Here is a 16,028-nt window from a genome sequence, read left to right on the forward strand (position 1 = left end):
GTCGATCAGGGATATTCGAGAATGGATTTGATACGCGGCAGGTTGCGCTCGATCCAGCCCTTGTCGATGGCACCCCAGTCGCGGATGGCGTAGTGGCCGGCATTGTGCCGTTCGCCGTCGTCCTGCTCGAAGCTGCAGTCGATGTCCAGCTCCGCGAGCGCGGCAAGGGTGTCCTGGGCGGTGCGCCGTGGCATGCCGGTCGCGGCCATCAGTGCAGGGACACTGCAGGCGGTGCCGCTGTCGATCAGCCAGGCGACGTAGAGTCGGCGATAGAAACTGGTTTTGGTCTTGCTGACGGTCATGGAAGGTCCCTGGCCAGGTCGTCTGTGGGGGCAGCGACCTGGCCAGGCTCGCTGCGGTTTAGCGCAGGGCGAGCATGCCGATGTAGGTCGCGGCGCCCGCAGTGTAACCGAGGAAGGCCAGCAAGCTGACGCGCTTGACGTACCAGGTGAAGCTGATCTTCTCCATGCCCATCGCCGCGACCCCCGCAGCCGAGCCGATGATCAGCGTGCTGCCGCCGGTACCGGCGCAGAAGGCGAGCATCTCCCAGAAGTTGCCATCGACGACGAACTGGGACATCCAGCTAATTTCCTCTGCCGCGGTTGCAGCCAGCATCTTCTCGCTGACCAGCGGGTACATCTTCATCGCACCGGCCACCAGCGGCACGTTGTCGACCACGGCCGAAAGCAGGCCGATGGCGTAGGTGATCGGGTAGATGTGGCCGAGCGATTCGCGCAGGGCTGTCGCGACCTGGGTCAGGTGGCCCGCGGTAGCGAGACTGGATACGGCCAGCAGAATGCCGAGGAAGAACAGCACGCTGGGGGTGTCCACCTTGCGCAGAACGCCGACTACCGAAAGCGGGTGCTTGTCTTCGGCATTCTTGTTGCGGTGGATGAACTCGGTGGTCACCCAGAGCACGCCGAGGCCGAAGAGGATGCCCATGTAAGGCGGCAGGTGGGTCACGGTCTTGAACACCGGGACGAAGAGCAGGGCAGCGAGGCCAAGACCGAGTACCAGGTTGCGCTCGAATACGGTGGTGGTCGGCGGATGCTTCTCGGCCAGGTGAGCACGAGGACGCGGGCGTGGTGCCTCGCCGCGCAGACGGAAGCTGAGAATGATCAGCGGCACCAGCAGGCACACCAGGCTTGGCAGGAACAGGCCGGTGATCACGCCGGAAGCGCTGATCTGGTTGCCGATCCAGAGCATGGTGGTGGTCACGTCACCGATCGGCGACCAGGCACCACCGGCGTTGGCGGCGATTACCACGACGCCGACGAACAGCCAGCGCTCAGGACGGCCGCGGATTAGCTTGCGCAGCAGGGAGACCATGACGATGGTGGTGGTCAGGTTGTCCAGTGCTGCGGAGAGGAAGAAGGTGAGGAAGCCGATGATCCACAGCAGGTGTACGCGCTTGCGGGTCTGGATGCGGTCGGTGATTACCTTGAAACCTTCGTGGGAGTCGATCAGCTCGACGATGGTCATCGCGCCGAGCAGGAAGAAGAGAATCTCCGAGACTTCACCCAGGTGATGACGCAGCGATTCGACCACCACCGCCGAGGAGTCCCCGGGGTTGTGGCTGCCGGGTTGCAGCAGCGGAAGTATCTGGTCGGCGCCCAGCACCAGAATGGTCCAGGTCACAACCGCGGTTAGGATCGCGGCAGCGGCCTTGTCTATCTTCAGGGGATGTTCAAAGGCTATGCATAGATAGCCTATGACGAACACGACAGCCATGAGTGCATACATCGGAGGGACTCCATCTTGAGGAACCTTGCCGGGGCATGCGGGTGTGTCGACGCAGCCTCAGCGGCTGGCAGGGGAACGATTCGCTAGCGAGGTGAAACAAATCGGGGCGGTGGACTGCCCTGGGAGACGGTTGCGCGTTCGGCGAAATACGTGGGGCATTGCGCTTCGCAGCAGGGGGCTCATTTCACATCGTCGAGCTGTTCGTCTTGGCTTTAACGGCCTGCCAGTTTGTAAAGGGGTGTTTCATGTGCGGCATAGTGTATCAGCGTTGCCGGTAATAACTTGTCATCAATCAAGATGACCTCCTTAAGCAAAAAGGCCAGCACCTTTCGGGCTGGCCTTTTGCGTTTACCGCGTCCTGATCAGAGCGTGGCGATGCGGTCGCGCTGCTCCTGCAGCCTGGCTTTGGCCTGTTCGGCCTCGGCCAGTTTGGCGCGTTCCTTGTCGATCACCTCGGCGGGAGCCTTGTCGACGAAACCGGCGTTCGACAGCTTTCCGCCGACGCGCTTGACCTCGCCGTCCAGCCGGGCGAGTTCCTTGTCCAGGCGAGCCAGTTCGGCATCCTTGTCGATCAGACCAGCCATCGGCACAAGCACCTGCATGTCACCCACCAGCGCGATGGCCGACAGCGGTGCTTCTTCGCCGTCGTTGAGCAGGCGCACGCTTTCCAGCTTGGCCAGTTTCTTCAGCAGCGGCTCGTTGTCGGTCAGGCGGCGTTGATCGGTAGCCGAGGCGTTGCCCAGCACCACGTCGATGCGCTTGGCCATGGAGATGTTCATCTCGCCGCGGATCTGGCGGATGCCCAGCATGAAGGCCTTGAGCCACTCGATATCGCCTTCGGCGGCTTCGTCGATACGCTCCGGGTTGAACTCCGGCCACGGCTGCAGCATCAGCGTCGGACCGGACTTGCCGGCGAGCGGCGCGACGCGCTGCCAGATTTCCTCGGTAATGAACGGCATGAACGGATGCGCCAGGCGCAGCGCGGTTTCCAGCACGCGCACCAAGGTGCGGCGGGGGGCGCGCTGGCGGTCGGCGCTGCCGCGCTGGCGTTCGGCGCTTGCGGTCTCGTCCCACAGCAGCGGCTTGACCAGCTCCAGGTACCAGGCGCAGTACTCGTCCCAGATGAACTCGTACAGCGCCTGAGCGGCCAGGTCGAAGCGGAACGCCTCCAGCTGTCGATTCACTTCGCTCTCGGTACGCTGCAGCGCGGAGATGATCCAGCGATCCACCGACGAGAGCTCGACGGGCTCGCCGTTGGCCCCCGTGTCCTTGCCCTCGGTGTTCTCGAAGACGAAGTTGGCGGCGTTCCAGATCTTGTTGCAGAAGTTGCGGTAACCCTCGACGCGGCCCATGTCGAACTTGATGTCGCGGCCGGTTGAGGCCAGCGAGCAGAAGGTAAAGCGCAGGGCGTCTGTGCCGTAGCTGGCGATGCCTTCGGGGAACTCGGCACGGGTCTGCTTGGCGATCTTCTCGGCCAGCTTGGGCTGCATCATGCCGCTGGTGCGCTTGGTCAGCAGTTCATCGAGGGTGATGCCATCGACGATGTCCAGCGGGTCGAGCACGTTGCCCTTGGACTTGGACATCTTCTGCCCCTGACCATCGCGTACCAGACCGTGCACGTAGACGGTCTTGAACGGAATCTGCCCGGTCAGGTGAGTGGACAGCATGATCATCCGGGCGACCCAGAAGAAGATGATGTCGAAGCCTGTGACCAGCACGTCGGTGGGGTGGAAGGTCTTCAGGAACTCGGTCTGCTGCGGCCAGCCGAGTGTGGAAAAGGTCCACAGGCCGGAGCTGAACCAGGTGTCCAGGACGTCCTCGTCCTGACGCAGTTCGACGTTGTTGCAGAGGTTGTACTTGCTGCGTACCTCCACTTCATCGCGGCCAACGTAGACGTTGCCGGCTTCGTCGTACCACGCAGGAATGCGATGGCCCCACCAGAGCTGACGGCTGATGCACCAGTCCTGGATGTCGCGCATCCAGCTGAAGTACATGTTCTCGTACTGCTTGGGCACGAACTGGATCTCGCCGCTTTCGACGGCGGCGATGGCCTTCTCGGCCAGCGGTTTAGTGGAAACGTACCACTGGTCGGTCAGCCACGGCTCGATGATGGTGCCGGAGCGATCACCGCGGGGGACTTTCAGCGCGTGGTCGTCGATCTTTTCCAGCAGGCTCATGGCGTCGAACTCGGCGACGATGGCCTTGCGCGCATCGAAGCGGTCCATGTGCGCGTAGCCGTCCGGCAGGTTGGCATCGATCTTGTCGTTCGGCGTCCCGTCGATGTTGAACACCTGGGCCTTGGCGAGCACCGCGGCGTTGCGGTCGAAGATATTGATCAGCGGCAAGTGATGACGCTTGCCGACCTCGTAGTCGTTGAAGTCATGCGCCGGGGTGATCTTCACGCAGCCGGTACCGAACTCGAGGTCGACATAGTCGTCAGCGACGATCGGGATCAGGCGGTTGACCAGCGGCAGCATGACGTGACGGCCGATCAGGCTCTTGTAGCGCTCGTCCTCCGGGTGCACGGCGATGGCGGCGTCACCGAGCATGGTTTCCGGACGGGTAGTGGCGACCACCAGGTAATCCAGGCCGTCTGCAGTCTTGCAGCCGTCGGCCAGTGGATAACGCAGGTGCCAGAGATGACCTTTCTCGTCATGGTTCTCGACTTCGAGGTCTGAGATCGCGGTGTGCAGCTTGGTATCCCAGTTGACCAAACGCTTGCCGCGGTAGATCAAGCCGTCCTCGTGCAGGCGGACGAAGGCTTCCTTGACCGCCTCGGAGAGGCCATCGTCCATGGTGAAGCGCTCGCGTGACCAGTCCACCGAGGAGCCCAGGCGACGGATCTGCCGGGTAATGGTGCCGCCGGACTCTTCCTTCCACTGCCAGACCTTCTCGAGAAACTTCTCGCGTCCAAGGTCATGACGCGAAACGCCCTGCGCGCCGAGCTGGCGCTCGACCACCATCTGCGTGGCGATACCAGCATGGTCTGTACCTGGCTGCCACAGGGTGTTGCGGCCCTGCATGCGGCGCCAGCGGATCAATGCATCCATGATGGCGTTGTTGAAGCCGTGACCCATGTGCAGGCTGCCGGTGACGTTCGGCGGCGGGATCATGATGGTGTAGGGCTCGCCGGAACCTTGCGGGGCGAAATAGTTGTTCGATTCCCAGGTCTGGTACCAGGAAGTCTCGATGGCGTGCGGCTGGTAGGTCTTGTCCATGCGGCGGGACCCTTAAAACGGCTGGTCGGAAAAACGGGCAAGTATAAAGGCAAACGGCCGCGAGATTTCGCGGCCGTGCTTATTAACTGCGCATTGTCGCGGATGACTCAGGAGCGAGGCGGGGGCGTGCGTACCAGGCGCTCGATTCGGCTCTCGAGGCGACGCTTGAGTTCCGCCTCGATCTGCGGCACGAAGTCGTCGATCACTTCCTGCAGGATCAGATTGGCCGCGGTGCGCAGTTCGTGGTCGATGTGCCGTTCGGCCAGGGAGCGAAACGCGCTGCGCACGCTGGTTTCCCGCGGCTCGTCGTCGCTGGCGCTCGCGGCCGGAACGGCAGGCGCTGGCTCGACGATATCGGACAGCAGCGGAATGCTGTCCGGGTCCAGCGCTGCGCCGGCCGGAGCCTCGTCTGGAAAATCGTCACCGAGCAGGGCGCGGATGGACTCGAGATCGCTCAGCAGTTCGGCGGGTTTGTTCGGGGCTTTCGGTGTCATCTGAGAAGTTTCCGGGGCTTGAGCATCCCGGCGGCTGCCAGGGGTTTTCCCTTGCTGTCGAATGGTTGGTCTTAAAGCTCGACCCGTTTCGGATCATAGCCCTGGCGTCGATACAGGCGGAAATTCTCCCGGCAGGCGGTCAGCAATTGCGGTTCCTGGTTGACGATCTCGATGACCCGGCTGAACTGGTCGATGTGCGACGAAAGCGTCGATGCCAGGTTGATCAAGAGGCCCTGCGTGAATTGAGGTGCCTGGTCGACACCGATCACCACCGGGGCCTTCGGGTCGTCGACGTGCTGCTCGTGGGGAATGAAGCGCTCGGCGCGAAAGTCCCAGAGTAGCTCGTCGACTTCGCTCGACTGCGTTTCATCGACGCAGCGAATGAATACCTGCATGCCGTGTTGCCAGCCCTTGGCCGCCAACTGACAGGCCGCCCGCAGGCGGCCGGTCGGGTTGGCGTCGGGCAGGACGTAGAATTCGATCCGCGTCATGGGCGTGCTCCGCTCTGGCCGGGCAGCGCAAGGCGGCTCCGGCCTGAGGGATCAGGCGCGACGGCCAGGTGCATCTCAGTTGACCCGGTCCAGCAGGTACTGGGTCAACAGCGGCACGGGCCGGCCGGTGGCGCCTTTTTCCTTGCCGCCGCTGGTCCAGGCGGTGCCGGCGATATCCAGGTGCGCCCAGGCGAACTTCTTGGTGAAGCGCGAGAGGAAACAGGCAGCCGTGATGGTGCCTGCCTTGGGGCCGCCGATGTTGGCGATATCGGCGAATGGGCTGTCCAGCTGCTCCTGGTATTCGTCGAACAGCGGCAGCTGCCAGGCGCGGTCGGCAGCGTTCTCGCCAGCCTGCAGCAGTTGCTGCACCAGGGCGTCGTTGTTGCCCAGCAGACCGGAAGTGTTGCCGCCCAAGGCGACGATGCAGGCACCGGTCAGCGTGGCCACGTCGATCACCGCGCGCGGCTCGAAGCGTTCGGCGTAGGTCAGCGCATCGCACAGCACCAAACGGCCCTCGGCATCGGTGTTGAGGATTTCCACGGTCTGGCCGCTCATGGTAGTGACGATGTCGCCCGGACGGGTGGCGCCGCCGCTGGGCATGTTCTCGGCACAGGCCAGCAGGCAGACCAGGTTGATCGGCAGCTGCAGCTCCAGCACGGCCTTGAGTGTGCCGAGTACGCTGGCGGCTCCGCCCATGTCGTACTTCATCTCGTCCATGCCCTGGCCCGGCTTGAGGCTGATGCCACCGGTATCGAAGGTGATGCCTTTGCCCACCAGGGCATACGGCTGCTCGCCCTTCTTGCCGCCGTTGTACTGCATGACGATGATGCAGCCGGGCTGGTCGCTGCCCAGGGAAACCGCGAGGAAGGCGCCGGCGCCGAGATCACGCAGCTTCTTCTCGTCGAGCACGTCGACCTTCAGGCCCTTGCAGGCCTTGCTCATCTGCTTTGCCTGTTCGGCGATGTAGGTCGGGTGGCAGACGTTCGGTGGCAGGTTGCCGAGGTCGCGTGTGAACGCCATGCCACTGGCGATCGCCGAGGCTTCGCGGGTCGCGCGTTCCACGTCGGGCTGCTCGCTCTTGTCACACAGCAGGATGATCTTCTGCAGAGCGCGCGGGTCGGCTTTCTTGCTCTTGAAACGATCGAACACGTACTGGCCGTCGGCAAGGATTTCCACCAGCAGGCGAGTGCGGCCGTAATTGTCGCGGCCTTTGATCTGAACATCCTGCATGGCGAAGGCCGCATCGGCACCGCCGAGACCCTTGATTGCGGCAAGTGCGGCATTGGCGATCTTGCGCCACTGGCGGTTGTCCAGTTCGTCGACCTTGCCGATCCCGACCAGCAGTACGCGCTCAGCCTTGAGGCCGGGCAGGCCATGCAGCAGCAGGGTCTGACCCACTTTGCCCTGGATGTCGCCACGCTTGAGCGCAGTGCTGAGCGCGCCGCCGCTGGTGCTGTCTACGTTCTGCGCGACGCTGCCGAGAAGGCAGTCATCGCCGAGCGGCAGAACCAGGGTGGCGGTCTTCTGGGTGGAGGCTTTGGCGCTTTTGACAACAAATTCCATGACGTGGTGTCCCCAAGACAAAGAGTCGGGTTTGCAGGATAATGCCGGGCTTATTTTTCCGGTGGTTCGCCTGTTCGGTCGTTGCTAACGACTGCGCTAGGCTAGAAACGTTGCAATCGTCGATGCTTCCGCGATTGTTTCGGCGCGGCGGTCCGCGTCCGCTCGGTGCGTCATTACCCAATTTCCAACGGCCCGCTCCGGCGGGCCGGCAACTGGCGGCTAGTTTGAGCGTTGCCGCCAGAGCCTGACAACCCTGGAGTGTCTGGTTTGATCGTCTTTCGTTACCTGTCCCGAGAGCTGCTGGTCACCATGAGCGCGGTCAGTGCCGTGCTGCTGGTGATCATCATGAGTGGCCGTTTCATCAAGTATCTGGCGCAGGCTGCGCAGGGACTGCTCGACCCAGGGGTGCTGTTGCTGATCATGGGCTTTCGTCTGCCCGGCTTTCTGCAGCTCATCCTCCCGCTCGGACTGTTTCTCGGCATTCTGCTGGCTTACGGGCGCCTCTATCTGGAAAGCGAAATGACGGTGCTTTCGGCTACGGGCATGAGCCAGCGCCGGCTGCTGGTCTACAGCCTGGCACCCGCCGCCCTGGTGGCGGTGGTGGTGGGATGGCTGAGCCTTGGGTTGGCGCCGCAGGGCATCGCCGAGGTGGACCGTATCCTCAATCAGCAGGACTCCCTGACCGAGTTCGACACGCTGGTGCCGGGGCGCTTCCAGACGTTGCGCGGCGGTTCACGGGTAACCTACACCCGCGAACTGTCGGCTGACCGCAGCGAGCTCGGCGGGGTGTTCATCTCCGAAACCAATGTTTCGCGTCAGACCGGAAAGGAAAGCGGGCTGTCTGTGCTGGTTGCCGAGAGCGGACGGCAGGAAGTCCAGCCCGATGGCAGTCGCTATCTGATTCTGGAAAACGGCTATCGCTATGACGGCAACCCGGGGCAGGCCGATTACCGCGCCATCCAGTACGACACCTATGGTGTGCTGCTTCCCAAGCCGGAAGTGAGCATGGAGCTGAGCGAACGTGAGGCGCTGCCGACTCGGGAGCTGCTCGGCAGCGACAACATCCGTCATCGCACCGAGCTGCAGTGGCGCTTCTCATTGCCGTTGCTGGTGTTCGTCGTTACCGTGCTCGCGGTGCCGCTGGCCAAGGTGAATCCGCGACAGGGGCGTTTTCTCAAGCTGCTGCCGGCGATCCTTCTGTACATGACCTACCTCGCGTTGCTGATCGCCGTGCGCGGTGCGCTGGACAAGGGGCGAATCCCGATGGCGCTGGGCCTTTGGTGGGTGCACGGGCTGTTCCTGGCGATAGGCCTGTTGATGCTGTACTGGGAGCCGATCAGGCTGCGGATGAAGAAGGGCAGTGCGCAGCGGGAGGTGGCTCGTGGTTAAGCTGGATCGCTACATCGGAGTCCATGTCTTTCTCGCGATTCTGACTGTCCTCGGCATCATCGTGGGTCTGGCTCTGCTATTCGCGTTCATCGATGAATTGAGTGATGTGGAAGGCAGCTACGGGCTGGGCGATGCACTGCAGTACGTGCTGCTGACGTCGCCTCGGCGTCTGTATGAAATGCTGCCTATGGCGGCACTGATCGGTTGTTTGATCGGCCTTGGCACGCTTGCCAGCAGCAGCGAGCTGACCATCATGCGCGCGGCTGGTGTCTCGCTGGGGCGCATCGTGGTGGCGGTGATGAAGCCGATGCTGGTGCTGCTCATTGCCGGCATTCTGATCGGTGAGTACGTTGCGCCAGCGACCGAGGACATCGCCCAGGCGCGGCGCTCCCTGGCGCAGGGCGCAGGCGAGGCGCAGAGCAGCAAACGCGGCCTGTGGCACCGGCAGGAGAACGAGTTCGTGCACGTCAACGCCGTGCAGCCCGGCGGCATGCTGGTGGGGGTGACACGTTATCGCTTCGATGACGAGCGCCGCCTGTTGTCGTCCAGTTTTGCCCGTCGCGCCAGCTATCAGGCTGATCACTGGCTGCTCGAGAATATCTCGACCACCCATTTTCGCGGCGATCACACCGAGGTGGTGCGCACGCCGCAGGAACGCTGGGATGTTCAGCTGACGCCGCAGCTACTCGGGACGGTGGTGATGGAGCCGGAAGCGCTATCGATCACCGGCTTGTGGCGCTATATCCACTACCTGGGCGAGCAGGGGTTGAACAACGGTCGTTACTGGCTGGCATTCTGGACCAAGGTGCTGCAGCCGGCCGTCACCGTTGCGCTGGTGCTGCTGGCGATCTCGTTCATCTTCGGGCCGCTGCGCTCGGTCACGCTTGGTCAGCGCATCTTTACCGGCGTAGTGGTCGGCTTTGTATTCCGCATTATTCAGGATTTGCTCGGGCCGGCTAGCCAGGTGTTCGGCTTCTCGCCGTTGCTTGCGGTGGTGCTGCCAGCGGGCATCTGTGCACTCATCGGTGCCTGGTTGCTGCGTCGGGCGGGATGACGGGTGCCTCCGGCGTGAACCGCCGGAGGCGCTGTCGACAAGGTTTGGGTCAGTGTTGGTTCGGTGCGCAGAGCAAAGTCACTTCTTGTGAATGTTCTTCGGTAGCTGAACGGCCTGGCTCTCCGAGTACATGTCGTGCCAGGTGCGGTTCTGTTTGTCGAGCAGCATCCACCAATAACCCATGCCCAGGCACAGCAGCGAAACCAGTGCGATCAGAAAACGCAGAAGCGCCTGCCAAAGATCGATGGCGGTTCCGTCTGCATTCTGGATCCGGATGCCCCAGACCTGCATGCCCAGCGTTTGGCCGCTGTGGGTCCAGAACTTGGCGAAAAAGCCGAACAGGCTGAACAGCAGTAGCGTCGAGAGCAGGGGGTCGATGTCCAGGCGGCCGGCATCCGCGAGCTGCTGCAGCTGTTCACTGCCGTAGAGCAGGCGCAGCAGCACTTGCTGATAGAGCAGTGTCACTACCATCATCAAAGCGATGCACAGCAGGCTGTCATAGAACATTGCAGCAAGCCGACGTACCAGGCCGGCGGCGGGAAACTGGCCCTGCGGGCTGAGCAGGTGTCTGCGCATTGGGTGTCTCGATCAAAGAGGTGGGCGGCGCATTCTACGGAATTGCGCGCATAAAAAAGCCCCTGATGTTGCCATCAGGGGCTTTTCGGAGAAGAGGCTTAGCCCAGGATCTGAACCTGGTCTGCCTGCATGCCCTTTTGACCTTGCACTGCGACGAAACTGACTTTCTGGCCCTCTTTCAGGCTCTTGAAGCCGTTGCCTTCGATCGCGCGGAAGTGCACGAACAGATCCGGACCGCTCTCGGGAGTGATGAAACCAAAACCTTTCTCGTCGTTAAACCACTTGACGGTACCGTTCTGACGATTCGACATGTCTTTGTATCCTTGAAACTCAAAAGTAGAATTGCCCCCCGCAGAGCAGGAAGCTGGAACTGGTTGCAAGGAGTAAGAGAGTCGAGCGGAGTAGCGGATCTGAAGATCTACTGCACCAGGTCACGATTCAACAGCGACCCATGCAAACACAGTGGGCACACTCTACGATAACTCGCCAGGGAATGCCAACCCCTCGGAGCCATAGAATTTGCCTGTCCAGGCGGCGCCATTTGGCGCTTTTTGACGTGGCTTTGACTCGCCTTATTCGCTGTTGCGAGAGAGGCAATGCCACGAGTCGACTGCATCGATATCGAGTGTCAGTCTGAGGGGAAGCGATGTAGCTGGCGTTGCTTGCCGTGCTGCCGATCCAGGTTGTCTGGATGCTTGCATGCGGCCTGGTGCGCTTTGAAGCTTCGCTACGGCGTTAGACTTGCAGGCGATCCGGTTGCCCGTTTCACTAAGCATGCAGCTTGGCTGCGTTGTAGCGATTCACTGATGGTGCCTCGAGAGAGACTCGAACTCTCACGTTGTTACCAACGGCGGATTTTGAATCCGCTGCGTCTACCGATTCCGCCATCGAGGCACAGTGGGCGCGCAGTATAGGGATGCGCGACGGGGTGGTCAATCGCTTGGCGTGGTCAGGTCGACGTGTTTCGGATAAGATTTGCGCCCTTTCCGCGTCCCGACCTCCGATCCATGCAAGTTGCCGATTTTTTCTTCCAGCTGCCCGATGCCCTGATCGCAAGACATCCCCTGGCGGAGCGGCGCGCCAGTCGTCTGCTGGTGCTCGAAGGCGAAACGGGAAAGCTCTCGCATCGCAACTTCGCCGATCTGCTGGACCATGTGCGGCCTGGCGATCTGATGGTGTTCAACAATACCCGGGTGATCCCAGCGCGCCTTTTCGGTCAGAAAGCTACCGGCGGCAAGCTGGAAATCCTTGTCGAAAGGGTAGTCGGCAATCGCAGCGTTCTGGCGCATGTCCGTTCCAGCAAGTCGCCCAAGGCCGGATCGAAGATCCTGCTCGATGGCGGCGGCGAAGCGGAAATGATCGCCCGGCATGATGCGCTGTTCGAACTCGAGTTCGACGAGGATGTTCTGCCGTTGCTCGAGCGCATCGGGCACATGCCATTGCCTCCTTATATAGACAGGCCTGACGACGCCGCCGACCGCGAGCGTTACCAGACCGTCTACGCGCAGCGCGCCGGTGCCGTGGCTGCGCCGACCGCAGGACTGCACTTCGATGAGGCGCTGCTGCAGATGCTGCGTGAGTCTGGCGTGGAAACGGCCTACGTTACCCTTCATGTCGGCGCCGGCACCTTTCAGCCGGTGCGCGTGGAGCGTATCGAAGAGCATCACATGCATCGCGAATGGCTGGAGGTCGGCCAGGATGTCGTCGATGCGGTGGCGGCCTGTCGCTCCCGTGGTGGGCGCGTGATCGCTGTCGGTACCACCAGCGTGCGTTCGCTGGAGACGGCGGCGCGCGATGGTGAACTCAAGCCGTTCAGTGGCGACACCGATATCTTCATCTACCCAGGCAAGAGCTTTCATGTGGTGGATGCACTGGTCACCAATTTCCATCTGCCTGAATCCACGCTGCTGATGCTGGTTTCCGCCTTCGCCGGTTATCCGGAGACCATGGAGGCCTACGCCGAAGCGGTGGCTCAGCGTTATCGCTTCTTCAGTTACGGCGATGCCATGTTCATCACCCGCAATCCCGCGCCGCGCGGCCCCGAGGAAACCCAATGACTCGCTCCTGCCATATGTCCTTCGAGCTGCTTGCCACCGATGGCAAGGCGCGCCGCGGACGTCTGACCTTTCCGCGCGGCACCGTCGAGACGCCGGCGTTCATGCCGGTGGGCACTTACGGTACCGTCAAAGGCATGCTGCCACGTGACATCGAGGCGATCGGAGCGCAGATCATTCTGGGCAACACCTTCCATCTCTGGTTGCGCCCTGGCACTGAAGTGATCAAGCGCCATGGGGACCTGCACGACTTCATGCAGTGGCAGGGGCCTATCCTCACCGACTCGGGCGGCTTTCAGGTGTTCAGCCTGGGGGCGATGCGCAAGATCAAGGAGGAGGGCGTCTACTTCGCCTCTCCGGTAGATGGCGCAAAAGTCTTCATGGGGCCGGAGGAGTCGATGCAGGTCCAGCGTGACCTGGGCTCGGATATCGTGATGATCTTCGATGAATGCACGCCTTATCCTGCTGACGAAGACGTGGCGCGGCGTTCGATGGAGCTGTCGCTGCGCTGGGCCAAGCGCTCGAAGGTTGCCCATGGCGACAGTCCGGCTGCGCTGTTCGGTATTGTTCAGGGCGGTATGCACGAATCTTTGCGCATGCGCTCGCTGGAAGGGCTTTGCGAGATCGGATTTGACGGCCTGGCGATTGGCGGCCTGTCGGTTGGCGAGCCGAAGGAAGAGATGATCCGTGTGCTGGATTTCCTTCCGCCACAGATGCCAGCGGATAAGCCACGCTATCTGATGGGGGTGGGTAAGCCGGAGGACCTGGTCGAGGGTGTGCGGCGCGGCGTCGATATGTTCGACTGCGTGATGCCAACGCGCAATGCGCGAAATGGGCATCTTTTCGTTGATAGCGGTGTGATCAAGATCCGCAACGCCGTTCACAAACACGACGATTCTCCGCTGGATCCGAGCTGTGACTGTTACACCTGCAAACATTTCTCCCGCGCTTATCTGCATCATCTGGATAAATGCGGCGAAATGCTGGGTAGCATGTTGAATACCATCCATAACCTGCGGCATTACCAGCGGGTTATGGCTGGTTTACGCGACGCCATTCAACAGGGTACATTGGCGGCCTTTGTCGACGCCTTTTATGCCAAGCGCGGTCTGCCAACGCCGCCGCTTGCGTGACGTGCCAGAACAAAACAATCCTTTCTGCAACAGGAGTGCTACATGAGCTTTCTGATTCCCGCCGCCTATGCCCAGGAGGCTGCTGCTGGTCCTGCTGGTACTGGTTTCGAGTGGGTTTTTCTAGTCGGTTTTCTGGTCATCTTCTACCTGATGATCTGGCGCCCCCAGTCCAAGCGTGCCAAGGAACACAAGAACCTGATCGCCGGCCTGCAGAAGGGCGACGAAGTGGTCACTTCCGGCGGTATCGCTGGCAAGGTCACCAAGGTCGCCGATGACTTCGTGGTGATCGAGGTGTCTGACAACGTTGAGCTGAAGTTCCAGAAAGTGGCGATCGCCGCAACATTGCCCAAGGGCACACTGAAAGCCATCTGAGCTGACTTCATTCAATATCGACGGGGCGCGCAAGGCGCCCCGCGTTCATTAAACGGGCTGCGTCATGCTCAATAGATTCCCTCTCTGGAAATACCTGCTGATTCTGGCAGTGCTCGCGATCGCCTTTATTTACTCTGCGCCCAACCTCTATCCGGATGACCCGGCGATTCAGGTTACCGGTGCCAGCACATCGCAGGAGATCGGCGAGGCAGACCTCGAGCGCATCAGCAAAGCACTCGTGGATGGCGGTATCGCGGTCAAGTCTGCGTCCCTGGACGAGCAGGGCCGAGGTGGCCTTGTGCGTCTCGAGCGTCAGGATGATCAGTTGCCGGCAAAAGATATCGTGCGCCGCGCGCTCGGCGACGCCTACGTAGTTGCGCTCAATCTGGCGCCTACGACTCCCGACTGGTTGCGCAATCTTGGCGCAAGCCCGATGAAGCTTGGTCTGGATCTCTCCGGTGGTGTGCACTTCCTCCTGGAAGTGGACATGGACAAGGCAATTGAAACGCGCCTGAACGTCTCCGAGGGTGAGGTCAAGAGTCTGCTGCGCAAGGAGCGTGTGCGATACCGCAGTCTGCCGAATCTGAAGGATTCGGTGCAGTTGGGCTTTGCCGATGAGGCTACCTTGGATGCCGCCCAATCGCTCATCCGCAAGGAATTTACGGACTTCGAGCTGACGTCCGCAGAACGCAACGGCCAGTACGTGCTGCGTCTGACGCTGACCGAAGCCAAGCTGGCGGAAATTCGCGAGTACTCGATCAAGCAGAACCTGACCACGGTGCGTAATCGCGTCAACGAACTCGGCGTGGCTGAGCCGTTGGTTCAGCGTCAAGGTGCCAATCGGATCGTCGTCGAGCTGCCGGGTGTGCAGGATACGGCCGAGGCCAAACGTATCCTCGGCAAGACGGCGAACCTCGAGTTCCGCCTAGCTGCCGATTCAGATGCATCGCGTGCTTCCACCGAAACCTTCGAGTTCCGCGAAGAGGGCCGCCCGCCGGTTCAGCTTGAGCGCACACTGATCATTACAGGTGATCAGGTGACCGACGCCCAGGCCAGCTACGACGAGAATGGCCGTCCGCAGGTGAATATCCGGCTCGATGGCCACGGCGGCGATCTGATGAATCGCGCCACGCGCAACAATGTCGGGCGCAGCATGGCCGTGATCTTCATCGAGCAGCGGCCGATGACTCGCTATGTGCGGCAGACGGTTGATGGTGTTGAGCAGGAAGTGCGCGTCGAGACCTTCCAGGAAGAAAAGAAGATCATCAGCCTTGCAACTATCCAGTCGCCACTCGGCAGCCAGTTCCGCATCACCGGCCTCGATGGCCAGGGCGAGTCGTCAGAGCTGGCGTTGCTGCTGCGCGCCGGTGGTCTGGCGGCGCCGATGTACTTCGCAGAAGAGCGCACCATCGGCCCGAGCCTGGGCGCTGAAAACATCAAGCTGGGCGTCCAGGCAGCCATGTGGGGCTTCCTCTTCGTCGCCATCTTCATGGTGCTGATCTACAAGTTCTTCGGTGTGTTGGCGACCATTGCGCTGCTGTTCAATATGGTCGTGTTGACAGCCCTGATGTCGATGCTCAATGCCACGCTGACCCTTCCGGGTATTGCCGGTATCGTGTTGACCATGGGTATGGCGGTGGATGCCAACGTGCTGATCTTCTCGCGAATCCGCGAGGAGATCGCCAATGGCATGTCGATCCAGCGCGCCATCCATGAAGGCTTCGATCGGGCCTTCTCGGCGATCGTCGACGGCAACCTGACCACTCTGCTGGTCGGCGGCATCCTGTTCGCCATGGGGACCGGCCCGATCAAGGGCTTCGCGGTCACCCTTTCGATCGGCATCCTGACGTCGATGTTTACCGCAATCATCGTGACGCGCGCCATGGTCAACCTGATCTACGGTGGCCGCGATCTCAAGAAGCTGTGGATTTAAGGGGCTAG

General features: G+C 61.6%; 14 protein-coding genes and 1 tRNA gene. 6 read left to right on the forward strand and 9 right to left on the reverse strand.

Going from position 1 to position 16,028, the window contains the following annotated elements:
- Positions 1-5: 5 nt before the first annotated feature.
- The 6 genes from F753_RS28740 to F753_RS28765 all read right to left on the reverse strand — a co-directional run bounded on the left by F753_RS28740 (position 6) and on the right by F753_RS28765 (position 7,509).
- Positions 6-302: a winged helix-turn-helix domain-containing protein gene (locus F753_RS28740; protein WP_014819444.1), complete on the reverse strand. Its 297-nt coding sequence runs from the start codon at positions 300-302 to the stop codon at positions 6-8.
- Positions 303-360: 58 nt separating this feature from the next.
- Positions 361-1,743, reverse strand: a complete 1,383-nt coding sequence (gene nhaD, locus F753_RS28745) for a sodium:proton antiporter NhaD (protein ID WP_023444161.1) — start codon at positions 1,741-1,743, stop codon at positions 361-363.
- Between the two features lie 362 nt (positions 1,744-2,105).
- Positions 2,106-4,961, reverse strand: coding sequence for a valine--tRNA ligase (locus tag F753_RS28750; RefSeq protein ID WP_023444162.1), 2,856 nt, complete (start codon positions 4,959-4,961; stop codon positions 2,106-2,108).
- 107 nt (positions 4,962-5,068) lie between these two features.
- Complete coding sequence (locus F753_RS28755) at positions 5,069-5,455, reverse strand: hypothetical protein (RefSeq protein WP_023444163.1); 387 nt, start codon at positions 5,453-5,455, stop codon at positions 5,069-5,071.
- A 71-nt stretch (positions 5,456-5,526) separates the two neighbouring features.
- On the reverse strand, positions 5,527-5,946 hold the full coding sequence (locus tag F753_RS28760) for a DNA polymerase III subunit chi (RefSeq protein WP_023444164.1): 420 nt from the start codon (positions 5,944-5,946) through the stop codon (positions 5,527-5,529).
- Between the two features lie 75 nt (positions 5,947-6,021).
- Positions 6,022-7,509, reverse strand: coding sequence for a leucyl aminopeptidase (locus F753_RS28765; protein ID WP_023444165.1), 1,488 nt, complete (start codon positions 7,507-7,509; stop codon positions 6,022-6,024).
- Between the two features lie 267 nt (positions 7,510-7,776).
- On the opposite strand from F753_RS28765, the gene lptF reads away from it, so the two are divergent.
- Both lptF and lptG read left to right on the forward strand, forming a co-directional pair.
- Positions 7,777-8,898, forward strand: coding sequence for an LPS export ABC transporter permease LptF (gene lptF / locus F753_RS28770; RefSeq protein WP_014819450.1), 1,122 nt, complete (start codon positions 7,777-7,779; stop codon positions 8,896-8,898).
- Positions 8,891-9,952 (forward strand): LPS export ABC transporter permease LptG, encoded by a 1,062-nt coding sequence (gene lptG / locus F753_RS28775; protein WP_023444166.1) that lies wholly within the window; start codon positions 8,891-8,893, stop codon positions 9,950-9,952. Before lptF ends, lptG begins: the two co-directional genes overlap by 8 nt.
- A 78-nt stretch (positions 9,953-10,030) precedes the next feature.
- Here lptG and F753_RS28780 read toward each other — a convergent pair whose 3' ends face one another.
- The 3 genes from F753_RS28780 to F753_RS28790 form a co-directional block, all read right to left on the reverse strand.
- Positions 10,031-10,528, reverse strand: coding sequence for an RDD family protein (locus F753_RS28780; RefSeq protein WP_014819452.1), 498 nt, complete (start codon positions 10,526-10,528; stop codon positions 10,031-10,033).
- A gap of 98 nt (positions 10,529-10,626) precedes the next feature.
- Entirely contained in the window at positions 10,627-10,839 is a 213-nt protein-coding gene (locus F753_RS28785) for a cold-shock protein (RefSeq protein WP_003298189.1), read from the reverse strand.
- A gap of 496 nt (positions 10,840-11,335) precedes the next feature.
- Positions 11,336-11,422, reverse strand: a tRNA-Leu gene (locus F753_RS28790).
- A 113-nt stretch (positions 11,423-11,535) separates the two neighbouring features.
- On the opposite strand from F753_RS28790, the gene queA reads away from it, so the two are divergent.
- The 4 genes from queA to secD all read left to right on the forward strand — a co-directional run bounded on the left by queA (position 11,536) and on the right by secD (position 16,020).
- Positions 11,536-12,585, forward strand: coding sequence for a tRNA preQ1(34) S-adenosylmethionine ribosyltransferase-isomerase QueA (gene queA, locus F753_RS28795; RefSeq protein ID WP_023444167.1), 1,050 nt, complete (start codon positions 11,536-11,538; stop codon positions 12,583-12,585).
- A 14-nt stretch (positions 12,586-12,599) separates the two neighbouring features.
- Positions 12,600-13,715 carry a tRNA guanosine(34) transglycosylase Tgt gene (tgt, locus tag F753_RS28800; RefSeq protein WP_023444168.1) on the forward strand — a complete coding sequence of 372 codons (1,116 nt, stop codon included), beginning with the start codon at positions 12,600-12,602 and terminating at the stop codon, positions 13,713-13,715.
- A 42-nt stretch (positions 13,716-13,757) separates the two neighbouring features.
- The gene (gene yajC, locus F753_RS28805; protein WP_003296020.1) at positions 13,758-14,087 is read left to right on the forward strand and encodes a preprotein translocase subunit YajC; all 330 of its coding nucleotides are present in this window, start codon (positions 13,758-13,760) and stop codon (positions 14,085-14,087) included.
- Between the two features lie 64 nt (positions 14,088-14,151).
- The gene (gene secD, locus F753_RS28810; RefSeq protein WP_014819455.1) at positions 14,152-16,020 is read left to right on the forward strand and encodes a protein translocase subunit SecD; all 1,869 of its coding nucleotides are present in this window, start codon (positions 14,152-14,154) and stop codon (positions 16,018-16,020) included.
- Positions 16,021-16,028: the final 8 nt, after the last annotated feature.

The sequence above is a fragment of the Stutzerimonas chloritidismutans AW-1 genome (assembly GCF_000495915.1).
GTDB lineage: Bacteria > Pseudomonadota > Gammaproteobacteria > Pseudomonadales > Pseudomonadaceae > Stutzerimonas > Stutzerimonas chloritidismutans.

What these genes read in the sequence shown, in the direction of transcription:
- tgt (WP_023444168.1), top strand. Translation starts at nt 12,600, where the DNA reads ATGTCCTTCGAGCTGCTTGCCACCGATGGCAAGGCGCGCCGCGGACGT.
- F753_RS28740 (WP_014819444.1), bottom strand. Translation starts at nt 302, where the DNA reads ATGACCGTCAGCAAGACCAAAACCAGTTTCTATCGCCGACTCTACGTC.
- F753_RS28780 (WP_014819452.1), bottom strand. Translation starts at nt 10,528, where the DNA reads ATGCGCAGACACCTGCTCAGCCCGCAGGGCCAGTTTCCCGCCGCCGGC.
- yajC (WP_003296020.1), top strand. Translation starts at nt 13,758, where the DNA reads ATGAGCTTTCTGATTCCCGCCGCCTATGCCCAGGAGGCTGCTGCTGGT.
- F753_RS28755 (WP_023444163.1), bottom strand. Translation starts at nt 5,455, where the DNA reads ATGACACCGAAAGCCCCGAACAAACCCGCCGAACTGCTGAGCGATCTC.
- F753_RS28750 (WP_023444162.1), bottom strand. Translation starts at nt 4,961, where the DNA reads ATGGACAAGACCTACCAGCCGCACGCCATCGAGACTTCCTGGTACCAG.
- F753_RS28760 (WP_023444164.1), bottom strand. Translation starts at nt 5,946, where the DNA reads ATGACGCGGATCGAATTCTACGTCCTGCCCGACGCCAACCCGACCGGC.
- F753_RS28765 (WP_023444165.1), bottom strand. Translation starts at nt 7,509, where the DNA reads ATGGAATTTGTTGTCAAAAGCGCCAAAGCCTCCACCCAGAAGACCGCC.
- secD (WP_014819455.1), top strand. Translation starts at nt 14,152, where the DNA reads ATGCTCAATAGATTCCCTCTCTGGAAATACCTGCTGATTCTGGCAGTG.
- nhaD (WP_023444161.1), bottom strand. Translation starts at nt 1,743, where the DNA reads ATGTATGCACTCATGGCTGTCGTGTTCGTCATAGGCTATCTATGCATA.
- queA (WP_023444167.1), top strand. Translation starts at nt 11,536, where the DNA reads ATGCAAGTTGCCGATTTTTTCTTCCAGCTGCCCGATGCCCTGATCGCA.
- F753_RS28785 (WP_003298189.1), bottom strand. Translation starts at nt 10,839, where the DNA reads ATGTCGAATCGTCAGAACGGTACCGTCAAGTGGTTTAACGACGAGAAA.